General features: G+C 40.5%; 10 protein-coding genes. All 10 read right to left on the bottom strand.

All coding sequences use genetic code 11. The features are described 5' to 3' along the window. Positions 1 to 32 precede the first annotated feature (32 nt). Complete coding sequence (locus GQO80_RS07680; RefSeq protein ID WP_157207766.1) at positions 33 to 1724, bottom strand: sulfatase family protein; 1692 nt, start codon at positions 1722 to 1724, stop codon at positions 33 to 35. Then, positions 1721 to 2608 carry an alpha/beta hydrolase gene (locus GQO80_RS07675; protein WP_157207765.1) on the bottom strand — a complete coding sequence of 296 codons (888 nt, stop codon included), beginning with the start codon at positions 2606 to 2608 and terminating at the stop codon, positions 1721 to 1723. The genes GQO80_RS07680 and GQO80_RS07675 overlap by 4 nt, the downstream gene beginning before the upstream one ends. Before the next feature lie 99 nt (positions 2609 to 2707). Beyond that, the gene (locus GQO80_RS07670) at positions 2708 to 4465 is read right to left on the bottom strand and encodes a discoidin domain-containing protein (RefSeq protein ID WP_157207764.1); all 1758 of its coding nucleotides are present in this window, start codon (positions 4463 to 4465) and stop codon (positions 2708 to 2710) included. Positions 4466 to 4471: 6 nt separating this feature from the next. Next, positions 4472 to 6790, bottom strand: a complete 2319-nt coding sequence (gene bglX / locus GQO80_RS07665; protein ID WP_157207763.1) for a beta-glucosidase BglX — start codon at positions 6788 to 6790, stop codon at positions 4472 to 4474. 3 nt (positions 6791 to 6793) lie between these two features. Further along, positions 6794 to 7597 carry a carboxylesterase family protein gene (locus GQO80_RS07660; protein WP_157207762.1) on the bottom strand — a complete coding sequence of 268 codons (804 nt, stop codon included), beginning with the start codon at positions 7595 to 7597 and terminating at the stop codon, positions 6794 to 6796. Between the two features lie 9 nt (positions 7598 to 7606). Then, entirely contained in the window at positions 7607 to 8974 is a 1368-nt protein-coding gene (locus GQO80_RS07655) for a glucoamylase family protein (protein WP_157207761.1), read from the bottom strand. Between the two features lie 4 nt (positions 8975 to 8978). Next, the gene (locus tag GQO80_RS07650; RefSeq protein ID WP_232333133.1) at positions 8979 to 10250 is read right to left on the bottom strand and encodes a glucoamylase family protein; all 1272 of its coding nucleotides are present in this window, start codon (positions 10248 to 10250) and stop codon (positions 8979 to 8981) included. A gap of 225 nt (positions 10251 to 10475) precedes the next feature. Then, positions 10476 to 12233: a LamG-like jellyroll fold domain-containing protein gene (locus GQO80_RS07645; RefSeq protein WP_157207759.1), complete on the bottom strand. Its 1758-nt coding sequence runs from the start codon at positions 12231 to 12233 to the stop codon at positions 10476 to 10478. Positions 12234 to 12252: 19 nt separating this feature from the next. Further along, positions 12253 to 13788: a RagB/SusD family nutrient uptake outer membrane protein gene (locus GQO80_RS07640; RefSeq protein WP_157207758.1), complete on the bottom strand. Its 1536-nt coding sequence runs from the start codon at positions 13786 to 13788 to the stop codon at positions 12253 to 12255. Between the two features lie 13 nt (positions 13789 to 13801). Then, a complete protein-coding gene (locus GQO80_RS07635) occupies positions 13802 to 16828 on the bottom strand; it encodes a SusC/RagA family TonB-linked outer membrane protein (protein ID WP_157207757.1) in 3027 nt (1008 codons plus the stop codon). Positions 16829 to 16896: the final 68 nt, after the last annotated feature.

Genomic DNA, 16896 nt, shown 5'->3' with positions numbered 1-16896 from the left:
TAACCATTAGAAATTTTAAATCGCTGAAGCAACTATAATTTCTTATCTGTATCGGTTATTGGGTCGTAGGAAGTACCCGTGTAACCCCGCAATTTTTCAAACTGTTTGTAATGGTTCTCGATGCTCTTTTTAGAAACCTTTTCCATTTCCTTGTCTGTTACCAGATACGCTGCTTGCAATTGGTTTAACGTTTTGTGAAGTTGGGCTTTAATGGCATCGTATTTTGGGTTATCAATTTGGTTATGGATTTCTTGGGGGTCTTCTTCCAAATCGTACAGTTCCCAAGTGTCTATATCATCATAAAAATGAATCAATTTATAGCGTTTTGTTCTTACGCCATAATGCTTTTTTACCATGTGGAACGCCGGATAATCATAATAATGGTAATAAATAGCATCTCGAAAATTGGCATCCGCTATTTTTTTCTCAAGCAACGGACGTAACGATTTTCCCTGCATATCCTTTGGAATGTCCACTTGGGCATAATCCAAAAACGTTTCGGCAAAGTCAATATTTTGGGTTAGGGCATTCACTACGGTTCCTGGTTTAATGTGGTTTGGGTACTTCATCAACAAAGGCATTGCCAACGATTCTTCGTACATATAGCGTTTATCAAACCAGCCTTTTTCACCTAGATAAAATCCTTGGTCGGTGGTATAGATAACAATGGTGTTTTCTGCTAAACCGTTTTTTTCTAAATAATCCAAAACTTTTCCAACGCCTTCGTCAACCGCTGCAATAGTGGCCAGATAATCTTGCAGATACCGTTGCCCTTTCCATTTAGCCAAGGCTTTACCCGAGAGGTTCGCCTCATGGAAAGCATCATTTTTTGGTTGATAGGCGGCGTTCCAGATGGAGCGTTGTTGGGGTGTCATTCTATCAAAATCGGTTGTCCATGGGTTGTACGCCAACTCACTGCTGCCTTTTTCTTTAGTCATTTTCAAATCATGTCCTTCATACATATCCTTATAAATGGTCTGCAACTGGTTTTTGGAGCCCAAAGACCCTTCATGTGTTGTAAAATAAGTGTCGGGCAAAGGAAATTGAACCGCATCATATTTGTTTAAGTGGCGAAGTGCGGGCATCCAATTGCGATGTGGTGCTTTGTGATGAAGCATCAACATAAACGGTTTATCACTATGCTTGTTTTGTTCGAGATAGTTTAAGGCATCTTCCGTAATAATATCGGTGGCATAACCTTCAATTCGGGTAGTATCAATATGTTGCGTTTTTTCATTGATAGCAATAAAATCGGGATTGTAATAATTACCTTGATCGGTTAAAATATGCCAATAATCAAACCCTTGCGGAAACCCGTCCAAATGCCATTTCCCTATCATAGCGGTATGGTATCCTGCTTTTTGAAGCAGTTTTGGAAAGGTTTGCTGACTGCCATCAAACTTGTTGCCATTCATTCGGAACCCGTTTGTATGACTGAATTTGCCGGTTAGTACCACGGCTCTACTGGGGCCACAAATAGAATTGGTGCAGAAATTATTTTGGAACAAAGCCCCTTCCTTTGCTATTCTATCAATGTTTGGTGTGGGTGCCAATTTGCTAATAGGATGCCCATAGGCACTAATGGCCTGTTCAGCATGGTCATCGGCCATAATATAAATGATATTGGGCCGCTTATCTACTTGATTATATGTGGTTTGCACTGGTTTTTGTCCGCAAGAAAGCAACAAAAACAAAACACCAGCGAAAGGTATTGATAGTTTCATAACCCTTTGGTTTTTATAACTTTGGTTTGGATATTTTCACTGTTTAAAACCGTTTTATCGAAAAATTCAAAAATAGCATCCAGTTCCTTGAAGGGAATGGCAGAAACCTCGTGCCCGCCTCCTTTTACTATATGGAAATAGTATGGTGTTTCTAATTCTGAAAATTTATCTACAATGGTTGCTGAACCGTCCAGCATCAAATAGCCTGGTTTTGATGGCTCACAAAAATGATGAGGAGCCGAAGAGAATGGCACCAACTGGTCGTCTGTTCCATGAAATAGCACCGAAGGAACGGCATTACTTTTAGTGATGTAATTGGCGTTTACAACCGCTCCGCCACACGAAAATACGCCGGCAAACGCTACCTTTTGGTAGTTTTCCAAATCATCTACAAAAAATTCACGCATAAAAACAGCGTTTAAAATACTTTCGGCACCAGCACTACTTCCTCCCGCAATGATTTTTGATGGATCTATTTGTAAAACATCGGCGTTTTCAACTATAAATACCGCTGCATCAAGATAATCTATTGCCGCTTGTTTAAAGGTTTCCATTTTTTCTTCTTTGGAACATAAACAACCAAACTGTGTTGGTGTATCTTTACGCAACAACCGGTATGAAATAGAAACACCTATATAGCCATATTTGGTTACATCGCTGCAAAGTTTGGCATCTTCTACATAATCTCTTGAGCTTATTGAAAAACCGCCTCCATGCATCCATAATAAAACGGGCAATTTTTCATCTTTCTGTAAACTATCCGGATAATAAACATCCAGTTTCAAGGTATCCTTTTCCTTTATGGTATAGGTGTGCGTCGCTTTGTTTTGAGCGGATAACTGTACCACCAAGCATAAAAAAACAAGTATAAAGGTGTGTTTCATTTGGATATCAAATTACAAGTTCAAGTTCAATGAGCACAGCGTTTGGACGTGAGTTTAAAACAGCATGCCCAAGCTGGCACTAAGCCCTTGAATTGAATACTATTCAGATATTTTTATGTCGCTACGTTCGCTCATCCCATTGGCATTAAACGCCTCAATTTGAAAATAGTAGGCGTCGGCTTTGTCGGCACCCGTAAAAAAGTATTCGTTTTTACCGTAAACCATGATGCTTCCGTATAATTTCTCGGGCGATTTTCCCCAATAAATCACATAGCCATCAGCCAAGGCATTTTGTTGCCATTTAAACCAGATACTTCGGCGTTCGCCATATTTTTTGGGGCTGGATCGCAAAACCGTAAAATTTTCAACTTTGTTTGGCTTGGTGCCATTTCCTTTGCCAAAAACCCGAAAACCACTTAACGCAAATTTCCCTGTGGGCATGTGCAGGTTTTCCATTTTTAAATACCGGTACTTCGCAGGTATGGCCAGTTCCACATAATCGTGGGGCACATCGGTTTGGTTGTTGCTTTTATCAACAACTACTTGCCATTTTTTGCCGTCAGTGGAGCCATAAATTTTATATTGATGAAATTTGCCCAAGGTTTTTCCCATGAATTCCGCATCTTGGTCGGCATAATTAATTTGAATTGCGTTGATGGTGGACACCGCGCCCAAATCGGTTTGGAACCATTCGCCTTTATTGCCAGTTTGGGCACTCCAATAGGTTTTAATATCTTCATCAACCGCGAAATTAGGATGATAGCCACCCAAATTGGAAGAAGTTTGCACAGGCTTTTGGTAGTTTAAAAGCATCCAACCCGTAAATAAGCCTTTTGAAAAATCCTTTCCTTCGGCAAAGCCTGGTAACAAGGTTGGGTAATCGCCATACGCCGTGTTGCAATACATCACATCATCGGCATCAAACCCTGCGGGCCATATTCCTAAGCGCCTTTCAAAATTATTTTTTGTTGAAATAAAGATGGTGGACACATGCCAATAATTATTAAAATTATCCTGAAAGGTAGCCCCATGGCCTGCACCACGCGCAAAACCACCCGGTTTATACGAAAACGGGTTGTGCTGTTGGTATTGAAACCCGTGCAGAGGGTCTTTGCTAACATAAACCCCATCGGCATAGCCACTAAACTCGGTAGCCGGTGCGCCATACTGCATGTAATATTTATCGTTGTGTTTGGTCATCCACGCACCTTCAATAAAGGGCTGTAAAAACACATTATCGTTATATTCGCCAAAACGCTCCCAACCATGATCTTCAGGATGCAATTTTACAATGGGAACCGTATAGCCTTCCGACTGCATGGTTTCCGTATTGATTTCGGTGCCTAAAAGGGGCCATTCATTACTGGAACCCCAATATAAATACAGTTTATCCTTCTCTTCGTCATAATGAAATGCAGGATCCCAAGCGCCCACTTTTAAGGTATCGACAGCAATTTGCCAATCGTCAACCGTTGGATTGGTGCTTTTGTAAATGGGAAAATCTTGTTTCCAAGTGGAACCATACACATAAAGCGCATCTTTCATGGCCCAAACCGCAGGGGCGTTTAAGTCGTGGGTATAAGTATCATCGCGCAAAAATTTTCTATAAACGAATTTCCAGTGCAACATATCCTCGCTCCACCAATAGCCTTCCTGATTTGTAGAAAACAGAAAGTATTTATTTTTGAAATTCACGATTACGGGGTCGGCCGTTGCCCGATGCTTGCCTTGGTCGGAAAATCGTTTAAAGGGTGTGTAGCCATAATCGATATTAATAGGGTTGCAATAGGTTTTTTGCTGCGCCAATAGCCAGGGCGACGTAACGCATAGAAGCAATAAAAAGAGCGTTTGTTTCATGGAAAACTATTTTGTTAATTCAAACGATTTCATAAGTTTTGCATTGGAATCGGTTCCAACAAACACTTGAAACATGCCGGGTTCTGCAACAAAATCGAGGTTGGAATTGTAGAATTTCAAATCGGTTTCAGTTAACGTGAAGGTTACGGTTTTTGTTTCGCCCTTTTTAAGTTCAATTTTTTGAAACCCTTTAAGTTCCTTAACCGGACGCGTTACCGAACCTACCAAATCGCGCACGTACAATTGCACCACTTCCTTCCCATCAAAATTTCCTGAATTTGTAACCTCAACAGAAACTTTCATACTGCCTTTTGCATCCATTTTTGGACTACTTAATTGCAAATTACCATAATGGAATGTGGTATAACTTAAACCAAAACCAAAAGGAAATAAGGGCTCGTTGCGAACATCTAAATAATTGCTTCGGAATTTTTCAAACTTACCTTCGGTATTTGCTAAAGGCCTTCCTGTGTTTTTATGACTGTAAAAAATAGGGATCTGCCCTACATTCATTGGGAAGGTTGCCGTTAGTTTTCCGGAAGGGTTAACATCGCCAAACAGCACATCGGAAATGGCCAAACCAGCTTCACTGCCCGGAAACCAAACATTTAAAATAGCTGGAACGTTGGCGTTTTCTTCAACAATTACCAAGGGTCGGCCAGTGAACAACACCAAAACTACCGGTTTTCCTGTTTTAAGTAAGGCATTTAATAAATCTTTCTGTGCCTGTGGAATTTGAATGTTGCTTCGGCTGCTGCTTTCCCCGCTCATTTCGGAAGATTCGCCCAAAGCCGCCACAACTACATCGGCTTTTGATGCGATGCCCAAAGCTTCATCTATGAGCTGTTTATCGGTTCTACCATCCCTTTTAATTTCTCTCCCAAACATGGTTGCGTGCTTTTCAAACTCCAAATCATAGTCTAAATTGCTTCCTTTGGCATATAAAATGGTCGCCTGATTGCCAATAACCGATGTCATGCCATCAAGAACAGAAATGGCCTTGTCTAGTTTTGTGGCTACACTCCAGGTACCGGGCATGTTCTGTTTTGAATTTGCCAATGGCCCAATAAGTGCGATGGTGCCCGATTTTTTTAAAGGCAATAATTGATTGTCATTTTTTAAAAGCACCATCGATTCTGCAGCAACAGTTCTTGCAAAAGTTCTGTTCTCTTTTGTAAAAATATCTGTTTTGGCGCGGTTATCATCACAATATTTAAAAGGGTCGTTGAACAAGCCCAATTTATATTTGGCGGTTAACATGCGCTTTACGGCTGCATCGATGTCGGCTATTTTAACGGTACCTTCTTCCACCGATTTTTTAAGGGTTGAAAGAAAACCTTCGCCCACCATGTCCATATCGACCCCTGCATTAAGTGCCAGTGCAGACACCTGTTGCAAATCGCCCATGCCGTGGTCGGTCATTTCATTAATTCCTGTATAATCGGTTACAACAAAGCCCTTAAAGCCCCAGTCGTTGCGAAGTAAACTGGTTAGCAACCAACGGTTTCCTGTGGCCGGAATGCCATCAATTTCATTAAATGAGGCCATAACCGAACCCACACCGGCATCGACCGCCGCCTTGTAGGGAGGCAAATACTCGTTGTACATTCTAATTTTGCTCATGTCAACGGTATTGTAATCGCGCCCAGCATCTGGTGCACCGTAAAGCGCAAAATGCTTTACACAGGCCATAATGGTTTTGTTGCTTGTTAAATCATCGCCTTGGTACCCTTTTACCATGGCTTTGGCTATTTGGCTTCCCAGAAAGGCGTCTTCACCCGAACCTTCTGAAACACGCCCCCATCGCGGGTCGCGAGAAATATCGACCATGGGCGAAAAGGTCCAGTTAATACCATCGGCACTTGCTTCTGTGGCAGCAATTCTTGCGGTTTTTTCAATCATTTCCATATCCCATGAGCAGGACAACCCCAGGGGAATTGGGAATGTGGTTTCGTAGCCATGAATAACATCCATACCAAACAGCAATGGAATTTTTAATCGGCTTTTTTCAACAGCTATTTTTTGGACTTCTTTTATTTTTTCAACCGTCTTTATATTAAAAAGACCGCCAACCAATCCCTTTTCAATTTTTCCGCCTATATCCGAATTGGTGGCTTGACCGGTTGTAAATTGCCCAACGCTTGGTAAATTTAATTGACCTATTTTTTCTTCTAAAGTCATTAATTTTAAAATAGAATCTACTTTTGCTTCAAAAGGATTGTTGGTTGCTGCATTTTTTGTATTTGCATTTTCTGAAACACACGATTGCAACACCATAACAATGAGTGAATACGCAATAAATTTGATTTTGGATAGGTTCTTCATTTTTTAATTTTTTGATTTTGAAAATAGCCAAGGTAAAAGTTGTGGTTCGGCAAAAGCGGAATCCCAACTGTTATGATTGTCGTTTGCAAACAAGCTAAAATTAGGTTTCCCTCCAGCTTTTAGATATGCTGACACCATGCTAACCGATAATTGCGGATCGACCACATCATCCTTTGCACCATGAAATACCCAAAGCTCTGTTTTGATGGCATAAGCCTTAACGCCCTCGGGGTTTCCGCCACCACAAATAGTGAAGGCAGCGGCGAACATATCGGGTTTTCTATTAAGGATTTCAAAGGTTCCCATACCGCCCATTGATAGACCTGCAACATAAACCTTTTGCTTGTTTGTAAAAGGTTTGCTTAAATAATCGTCCATTAAAAGCATCACTAAATTTAGTGCTTTTGTTGGTGCAGCATCTGTGGGAAAGCTAAGTGTAAGTGGCTTGGTGCTTCTATCAACTGCCACATTAGCCCAATAATCATCTTGTGGACACTGTGGAAAAATAACAATGGCAGGAAAGGCACCACGGTTTATTTCGCTTGCAAATAATTTACTGCCGTGGGTGAGCTGTTTGGTGTTATCAGAACCACGTTCGCCTGCGCCATGGAGAAATAACAAAACGGGGTATTGTTTGCTTTCTGAAAAATCTTTAGGTAGCAATAACCGGTATTTTAGGGTATCCTTTCCTTGGATAAACAATTCTTTTGAAAAAACATCCTGTTGTGCGAACGCAACATTTGCAATTAAAATGAACACAAGCCAAAAGCTGTTCTTTATAAGGAATTTTCTAAATATAGTTTCCATTTTCGTTATTTAAAAATTAAACCCAAGTTTATTTAATCCGTTTTTCACATCGGTGTTTTGCATGAACAAATTCCATAGTAAACCCGTTCTGTGATTTTCAATCATTACAATTTGAGGCCCTTGGTCGATTGCCAAATACGCATTGGCCACCCAATAATTGTATTGCGGACTAAACGCATCGTAAAACCCTGCAGGCCCTAACAATTTATCTTTCTTTGAATAGAAAAAATGCATGGCCTTTAAAGATTCGGTAGGTGTGAAAGCAATGGAACTGATAGCTGCCGTTGGGGAAATGATACCCAAATCGTTTGAAGGGCTGTGTGCCGAATAACCAATAGACCCATCGGCATTTCTTGAATAACTTGCCGTTAAACCCCAACAATCTGCCCCATAGCCAACAAAGTTTTTCGGATTTGAAATACAGTACTGACGGTTAATTTTTGTGTGGTTAACAACCAAATTCCAGTAATTACCATATTGATCGGACAAGTTTTTTGGATTTAAGCCCAAGAATGAATAATGGCTAAAAAACAAAGGGCCACCAAAACTGGAGCCACCCGCATGCTTTAACACTAATGGAAAACCGTATTGGGAAGCAGATGAAACAATGGCGCCCGAACTTGCCCATCCTTTTTCGTAAACCGATTTACTGATGCTATAATTTGGAGAAGCCGCTGCCAACACGTAAGCAATTAAGGTTTCGTTGTACCCAGTTAATTTCAAGTTAATATCAAAACCGTAGTTGGGGCTCCAATGCCAGTACAAAGCGTCTTGATTTTGGGTGTACCAGTTCCATTCAACACCTTTCCAAAGGGCGTCGGCCTTGGTTGCCAGGGCTTTTTCGGTATCGGTTCCATTTTTAAAATATTCTTTAACACATAGCAATCCCTGAACTAAAAAGGCGGTTTCAACTAAATCGCCCCCATCATCTTTGGTGCTAAATGGCAATACCTTACCAGTACCACCATCCAGCCAATGTGGCCATGCACCATGAAAGCGGTCGGCGGTTTCTAAAAAAGCCATTATTTTTGTTAAACGTGTTACGGCTTCATTTCTGGTAACATACCCTCTTTCTATTCCTACTAATATGGCCATAAGCCCAAAACCTGTGCCTCCGGTTGTAACAACATTTTGGTTTAAAGTGGGATTTGTAGGATGGTAGCGTTCTTTGGCTGCTCCTGTAGCGGAATTGGCAAAATCCCAAAAATACTTAAAGGTTTCTTTTTGGGTTAAGTCCATGAGTTCGGTATCGGTTAATGGCGTAACAATTGGTTCGTTAGGTGTTGGTATATAGGGTTCTTGATACCCGGGGCCATCATCAGACCCGCAGGAAAACAATACAAATGCAAACACCGCAAAACAATAAACTCTGTACATTTTTTTATTTTTTAATTGTGAATCCCAATTTATGCAATCCGTTTTTAACATCGGTGTTTTGCATAAACAATTTCCAAAGCAAACCCGTTCTATAATTTTCGATCATGACTGGAATGGGGCCTTGGTCGATAGCCAAATAGCGGGGTGTAAACCAATTATCCTGCAAGCTAAACGCATCATAAGGGCCATATTTACCTATTAAAGAATCGTGGTTTTTATACAAATTACGAAGCATTTTCATGCTTTCCTTTGGGGTATATGGAAAGGACGACAATGCTGCTGTTGGCGAAATAACCCCTAAATCGTGTCCGGGTCGATGGCCAGCATACCCTTTTATGGAATAACTTGAGGTTAAGCCCCATAAACTATCGCCATAGCCTTTAAAGTTTTTAGGATTATCCAAAGCGTATTTATAATGAATTTTGGCATGATTTTGAACGAGTTTCCAATAATCGGCATATTGGTCGGATAAGCCCTTGGGGTTCAACCCTAAATAAGAATAATGAGCCCAAAATAGGGGGCCAATGGGCGCATCATCATGTTCGTAATAATTTAGTACCAAGTCTTCGCCATAAAATTTTTCTGTTGAAACAATCGCTCCATCTTTTGCCCAACCTTTATGATAAACGGATGGTTTTATGGGATATGTTGGCGATGAAGCCGCTAAAACATACATGATTAAACATTCGTTGTAACCACCAACTGGAAAATTCATGTCCCACCCATCGGTAGGCGACCAATGCCAATACAGCACATCTTGCCCGTTTTTTGTGTACCAATTCCATTCTACAGTTTTCCAGAGCGTATCGATTTTTTCTACCAGTTGTTGTTCCTTTTCATTTCCGTTTTTAAAATATTCTGAAACCGTTAACAAACCTTGAACCAAGAATGCAGTTTCAACCAAATCGCCACCTGTATCTTTTTTGCTGAAAGGAACCACTTTTCCTGTTTCTCCGTTTAACCAATGGGGCCATGCGCCGTGAAACCGGTCGGCTTTTTCAAGAAAATCGATTATTCTCAAATAGCGGTTTAGGGCATCTTCCCTCGAAACAAAACCGCGTTCTATACCCACTAAAATAGCCATAAGCCCGAAGCCACTGCCACCCGTGGTTACTGTGTTCATTGGCGAGGTTGGATAAACGTTGTCCATGTGCAAACGCTCGCGCGCCAACCCGGAATTGGGTTCGGCACCTTCCCAGAAATAGTTGAAGGTTTCTTTTTGGATGCGCGTAAGCAGCTCATCATCAGACCATTTACCCTTTTCGGTATTGAGCATTTCAGTGTTCTTATTGACTATTTTATTGTTACAATTAAAAAGGAATAAGACCGAAACAACGATACAAAATGATATATGTTGATGTGAAATTTTCATAAAAAATAAATTAAATTTTAGCTGCACTTAAAAAACAAGTGCAGCTAAAAAATTAACAAACAAACTAAACAAACTAACTATTGTTTTTCTAAATGTATAGCATCCAATAAAATGGAGCCGTTACGTTAGTTACATCAAGGCCTGAATTTCTGCCTGAGTTAAGGTTTTGTTATATAAATGAAGCTCGTCCAAATAACTTAAATCTGATTTATGGTTCCATCCTGTAAAACGTGGCGCACCCGACATAATGGATAATATATTACAACCAGTCCAGTCTATCCCTGTAATTGGGCTTTCCTTTACTGGCAAACCATTTATATATACAATGGCTTTTGTTGGTGATATGGTGAATGCCAAATGCACCCATCCAGCAGTGTTTGCTACATCGGCCGCTACACCGCCATCAACCCAAACATCGGCAGTACCATTGCCTACATTTAATTTGAAACGTTGGAAACCTGCCGCACCTGCTTCCCTAAAAAACCTGAAACCGTTTTTTCGATTGTTTTGAGCGGTTGGGTTTGCCGTATCTTCAGGACCAGCCACCAAAATACCAGCGCGATCTGGAGTTGCATTTAATTTATACCACATAACAGCACTAAAGGATTCGCCCGTTAAGCCTGTTGTTGGTAACGTTAAATACGCATCGGTAGCACCGGCATAGGCATTGGTGCCTTTTTTAGGTTCGCCAGAAAAAATAGGAGACCCCACTTTGGTTGCCGTAACATTGCCTACTACGTTAACATAATTATTGTTGAAAGGCATGTACAGAGTTTCGCCCGATACTGGCACATAAGGATTTGTAACATCTATAATGTTTTGAATTTCCGATTGTGTTAATGCTTTATTGAACAGGCGTAAATCGTCCATATAACTATTATCGGATTTATGGTCCCAACCCGTAAAACGAGGCGCTCCCGACATGATGGACAACAAATCGCAACCCGTCCAGCTAACCCCCGTAATCGGGCTGTTTTTTACGAGTTGCCCGTTGATGTATAAAATGGCTTCGGTAGCTGAAATTGTAAATGCCATGTGTACCCAATCTGAACCGGGGGCAACATCGGCAGCAGCTCCGCCATCAACCCATGCATCGGCGGTACCATTCCCAACATTCAATTTAAAACGTTGTTTACCTCCCGCATTTTCCCTTAGCAACCTAAATCCTTTGGTCCTATCGTTTTGGGCTGTTGGATTTGCAGCATCTGTTGGCCCTATTACTAAAACACCAGCACGATCTGGAACGGCGTTTAATTTATACCAAAAAGAGCCTGATAATTCTGATCCTAAATTTAAACCTGCCGTTGGAAAGGTTAAATAAGAATCTGTTGCGCCTTTGTAGGCATTGTCGCCTACTACGGAGGTACCCGCAAAAACAGGAGCACCTACTTTGGTTGCTGGTTTTACGCTAATAAGCTCTACATAATCATTATCAAAAGCCATGTACAAAATTTCGTTGGCAAATAATGGAATGTATGGAGGTTCTTTCTCAAAATTAACAACAGACGAGGTCGATTTTCCATCCAAATCGGTGGCCGTAATTTTTAGTTGATGAACACCCGTTGTAATGTTTTCAGCCCTTAAAGATTGAAGAACCCGACGGTAGTCTTTAAAATCGCCCGAGTAAGTTGCTATTTGCGAACCATCTATAAATACACCTATTGTTCCTACTTCAATATCATCGGTAACCTCAAATTCAATATCGATAGAAATCAAAGGGTCGTTAACTTTAAACTTAGCGCCGTTTAAGGGGGCTTTTATGGTTACAACCGGCGCCGTTGCATCGGCACCTGGAGCAACTTCGGTAATAGCATCAATGCCATCATTACATGATACTACGGGTAGCATCACAAAAAAAGCAATTATATATTTTATGAATGTTTTCATACGTTCTAATTTTATGTTATTAATTTCCTCCTAATGGCAAGGCATCGACTTGAGCCTGTGGATATGGCAATAAGGCCTTTTCGGGCGTAAATGTTCTACCATCGTAGCTTAACTCGCTGTTATTGCCCAAACGGATCATGTCGTAATAACGAGTACCCCATTCCATGGCCATTTCAGCAAATTTCTCGTCCATTACCTGTTGCGAGGTAACACCAGACAGGATGCCTAAACCTGCACGTTGCCTAACGGCATTAACCGCTTGATCTGCGGTCATGGCAGAACTTGTGGCACCTCTTGTTAGGGCTTCGGCATGCATTAACAAAATTTCGGCGTAACGAATACAAATCATGTTTTTGCCTGCACCATAATCATTTCTTCCGGCCGTTAATTGATTTGAAGGCAAATAGTGTTTTCCGCTGGCAAATAGCGCACGCGCATAATCGTTTACTCTATCGCCGTCTTTTGTTGTATTAGTAATCCAACTGGGCAAGGTTGCATAGGCAGGATCTGCTTTAATGGCTGTAATACCACGGTTTGTAAACAGTACGCTGGTTTCCAAACGCACTCTTTCGCCCCTGTTCAACATGAATTTAATATATTTTAAGCTAGGTTCGTAAAAACCCCAGCCACTTGAAGCATTAGCTCTGGCGGGTGTCCAGTTTTGGGGTCCAAAAGGTGCGAATAAATGATAAAATGTATCGCCAGTTCCAGAGCCAAAATCGGAATATTGCATTTCTAGCAAGTTTTCGTTACTCAACTCACCTGGTTTTTTAAATTCGTTATAAAAATCTGGGAAAAGCGAAAACTTTCCTGAGGCAATAATGGCTCCTGTTGCATCGGCTACCCCTTGATAGTTTTTAAGCTCTAAATTAGCTAATGCTTTCATTGCCAATGCAGTATATTTTGTTACGCCACCTTTTATATCGGTACGTTCGTTAGGGCGCACGTCTGGAAGTAACGGAATAACCTCGTCCATTTGGTCTGAAATATATTGCATAACCTGCTCTTTGGTAGCTACGCCATTTTCAATTTCAGTATCTGGAATGGCTGTGTTAATAATAAATATACTGCCCCAAACCCTAGACAAATTAAAATGCAACCATGCCCGTAACACTTTAGTTTCCGCAATGTAACTATCGGCTTTGGCGGCATCATTGGCGTTTGCAAATGCCTTGTAATTTTCAATTAAATTAGCAGCGTTATTAACACTAACAATATCGGCGTAGTGTAAATTCCAAAGTGAATTGTACATCCAATAGTCTTTATTGTAGTTAAACATATCGGTATTGGCAAAGTCTTGTTGGTCGCCAAGTCCACCCGCATTCACATCGTCTCCACGAACGGAAAGTAAAAGATACTCTTCCCACCCTCTGGTTGCAAAGGCATTGTAGGCACCAATTAAAGGGAGAATCATATCATCTGAATTGGAATAATCAACATCACCTGTGTTAACCTGTCCTTCTATTAAATCTAGTTTATCATTACAAGCTAGAAAACTAAGCATAGCCAAAAGTGCTAGTACGCCAGTTTTGAATGTGTTCTTTAAATTTTTCATATTCAATTTTTTTTTAGATTTTAATATTAACACCAAATGTATAGACACCGGGAACGGGGTATGTTTGTCTATCTACACCATCGGAAACCTCTGGGTTAAAACCATTATAGTTGAAAAATGTGAACGGACGATCGGCAGTTAAGGTAAGCCTAGTTTCGGGCATATTTTTACCAAATAATTTTTCACCTTTTATGGTATAGGCCAACTGAATATTTTGAATCCTGAAAAAGTCGCCATCTTCAACCCAGAAATTACTTAGTTTTTGGTTCCAGCCTTTGCGCAAACCAGCAGATGAAGGATAGGAATTGCTAGTGCCTTCGCCATGCCAACGGTTAATTGCCAAATCGGCATCCATATTGGTATCGTTGGTAAAAATAATCTCACCACGTTTTCTGTTCAATATTTTACTGCCGCTTTGGCCATAGAAATTAACAGAGAAATCGAAATCTTTATAAGATATTCCCACGTTGCCGCCATACATTACTTTTGGCAAATACGAGCCTAAAATTTTCCTGTCATTATCATCAATTTTACCATCCGGAATCCCATCAGGACCACTAATGTCTTTATAAATTAAATCTCCGGGCACCAAATTATTGGCCACTGCAATAGGATCGGCCGCTATTTGTGCCGCATTTTGATATACCCCTATTGTTTGGTAGCCATAAAATGCTTTAATGGGCTGTCCAAGAATGGTGCGTTGACGGAACTCTGCACTTCCAGCATCGATATACCCTTTAGGATCTTTTATACTTAAGGTTTTGTTCTTTAAGGTTGTAAAATTGGTACCTATGGAATAACTAAAATCGCTTGTAACGGTTTTGTTCCAATTAATGCCTACCTCAAGACCTTGGTTTCTAATTTCGCCCGAGTTTCTTTCAACGGTCACATTTATAATAGGTACAAATACCGGCATAATGGCGTTTTTTGTATCACGCATGTAGTAATCGGCTTCGATCGTTAAATCATTGTTCAAGAACCCTAGGTTTAAGCCAAAGTTCTTTTCCTCAATCACTTCCCAGGTATTGTTGGTAAAGGTACTTGAGGAGGTAATTCCGGGCGTTTGTACATCGCCAAGATCGATAGTAACGTTGGTAATGGTATTAGAACCAGAACTGGCCGCCACATTATCATTACCTAATTTACCCCAACTGCCCCTTAATTTTAAATAATCGACGATGCCATTGTTTTTCATGAAAGCTTCTTCAGAAACTACCCAACCAGCGCCAACAGAGGGGAAATAGCCCCAAGGATCTTTGGTGAATTTTGAAGAACCATCGGCTCGAATAGTTCCATACAATAAGTATTTGTCTTTATAATTATAGGTAGCCCTACTAAAATAGGAAACCCCATATTTTCTTCCAATATCACCACCACCAACGCGCGATGTTACATCGGTTGCATTTACAAACCAAGATGTTTCATAATCAACACCCCGAATATTTTCTCCAGAGATGTTTAAATTATCGTTAGCTTCATCTCTATACGATGTTCCGGCCATAAGCGACACGTTATGATTACCGAAGCTATCACTAAAGGTTAAAACATTGTCCCATATTTGGTTGGAATAGGTATTGTCAACTCTTCTTATGCTGGAAATACGATCGACGTTATTACCCAAATTATAAGGTAAATTAACATATCGTTCGTTTAATGCAGAAAAGTCGTGGTTGTAGGTTGTTTTAAATGTTAACTTATCAGGAATCAAATCCACTTCAACAAATATACTCGACAATAACTTTCTTATTTTCAATTGGTTATTATTGTATCTCATGGAAGGAAATGGGTTTTGTGTGCCCCTATAACCCAAAAATTGCGCATTTGAAAACTTATAAGGTGATGCTTCGGTATTCAATTCGTCGAACACCGGCATAATGGGCACTGCAAAATAGGCCTGAAACCAAGCGCCATTTTCGGCATTATATTTTGTAGCATTACTAAACACGTTATTAATGCCTATTTTAAACCTATCGGAAAGTTTGACATCCACCTTAGAACGTATGTTGAAACGTTCGTACTCATTTTTCATATCTAAGATACCTTCTTGAGCAAAATAGTTGGCGCCCACCGAATACGACACGTTTTCCGCACCGCCTGTAGCCCCTATACTGTGACTTTGGATAATGCCCGGTCTTAAAATTTCCTTAAACCAATCGGTGTTAGCATTGGGCACGTTGGGGTTTACCCTACTTCTACCATAACGTTGCATGGCATTTAGCACAAAGTTTATATCGGCTTGCGAACCAGATTCATAAGCCATGGTTGTAAACTGTTCTGCATTTGCTAATTTTAAGACGTTTTGGGCGTATTGTACACCTGTGTAACCATCATATTCAAAAACAGGTTTTCTTTCCAGATTACCGGTTTTTGTTTTAACAATTACCACCCCGTTTGCTGCTCTTACCCCATATATTGCGGATGATGAAGCATCTTTAAGCACCGTAACCGATTCAATATCCTTAGTGTTCAAGAAATCGATATTGGTGTAAAACATTCCATCAACCACAAACAATGGTTTGGTATTATTGTCGCTGTATGAACCGATACCCCGTAGCCTAACAGTAGGCGAATCACCGGGCGAACCGTTGCTTACCACCTGTACACCGGGTACTTTGCCTTGCAATGACTGCATAACGTTTGCTGTGGGGGTTTTTTCGATGTCCTGCGATTGAATAGTAACAATAGAGCCCGTTAAATCGGCCTTTCTTTGCGTACCATAACCAACAAGAACAATTTCATCCAACGATTCCACATCGGTATTCATGGTTACGTTGATGGTTTTTTGGGCTCCAACAGTAATAGCTACTGTTTTAAGACCAATAGAGCTAAACTCTAAAACCTCACCAGTACTTACCTGTATGGTATATTTACCGTCAAAATCGGTACTTACCCCTCTGGTAGTCCCTTTAACAATAACGTTTACACCGGGTACCGGCATGCCATCCTCAGCACTTGTGACCACACCAGAGACGGTTAAATTCTGTGCAAAGCCACTAACTGAAAATAGAAAAAATAATAATAAAATAATTTTTGCTTTCATATAGTTTAAGTTTAATTTTTAGTTACCCACAATATAAGACCAATTTTTTGGCTTAAAAAAAGAGTGGC

Origin of the sequence: Mariniflexile maritimum (assembly GCF_009746565.1) — a bacterium.
GTDB classification, from domain to species: Bacteria; Bacteroidota; Bacteroidia; order Flavobacteriales; family Flavobacteriaceae; genus Mariniflexile; species Mariniflexile maritimum.
Note: the sequence above shows the minus strand (reverse complement) of the source record. Positions and strands in the feature narration are given on the sequence as shown.

Bases quoted from the DNA above. Each gene is read 5' to 3' on its own strand.
- GQO80_RS07650 (WP_232333133.1), bottom strand. From the start codon at position 10,250: ATGCTCAATACCGAAAAGGGTAAATGGTCTGATGATGAGCTGCTTACG.
- GQO80_RS07670 (WP_157207764.1), bottom strand. From the start codon at position 4,465: ATGAAACAAACGCTCTTTTTATTGCTTCTATGCGTTACGTCGCCCTGG.
- GQO80_RS07640 (WP_157207758.1), bottom strand. From the start codon at position 13,788: ATGAAAAATTTAAAGAACACATTCAAAACTGGCGTACTAGCACTTTTG.
- GQO80_RS07680 (WP_157207766.1), bottom strand. From the start codon at position 1,724: ATGAAACTATCAATACCTTTCGCTGGTGTTTTGTTTTTGTTGCTTTCT.
- GQO80_RS07675 (WP_157207765.1), bottom strand. From the start codon at position 2,608: ATGAAACACACCTTTATACTTGTTTTTTTATGCTTGGTGGTACAGTTA.
- GQO80_RS07635 (WP_157207757.1), bottom strand. From the start codon at position 16,828: ATGAAAGCAAAAATTATTTTATTATTATTTTTTCTATTTTCAGTTAGT.
- bglX (WP_157207763.1), bottom strand. From the start codon at position 6,790: ATGAAGAACCTATCCAAAATCAAATTTATTGCGTATTCACTCATTGTT.
- GQO80_RS07660 (WP_157207762.1), bottom strand. From the start codon at position 7,597: ATGGAAACTATATTTAGAAAATTCCTTATAAAGAACAGCTTTTGGCTT.
- GQO80_RS07645 (WP_157207759.1), bottom strand. From the start codon at position 12,233: ATGAAAACATTCATAAAATATATAATTGCTTTTTTTGTGATGCTACCC.
- GQO80_RS07655 (WP_157207761.1), bottom strand. From the start codon at position 8,974: ATGTACAGAGTTTATTGTTTTGCGGTGTTTGCATTTGTATTGTTTTCC.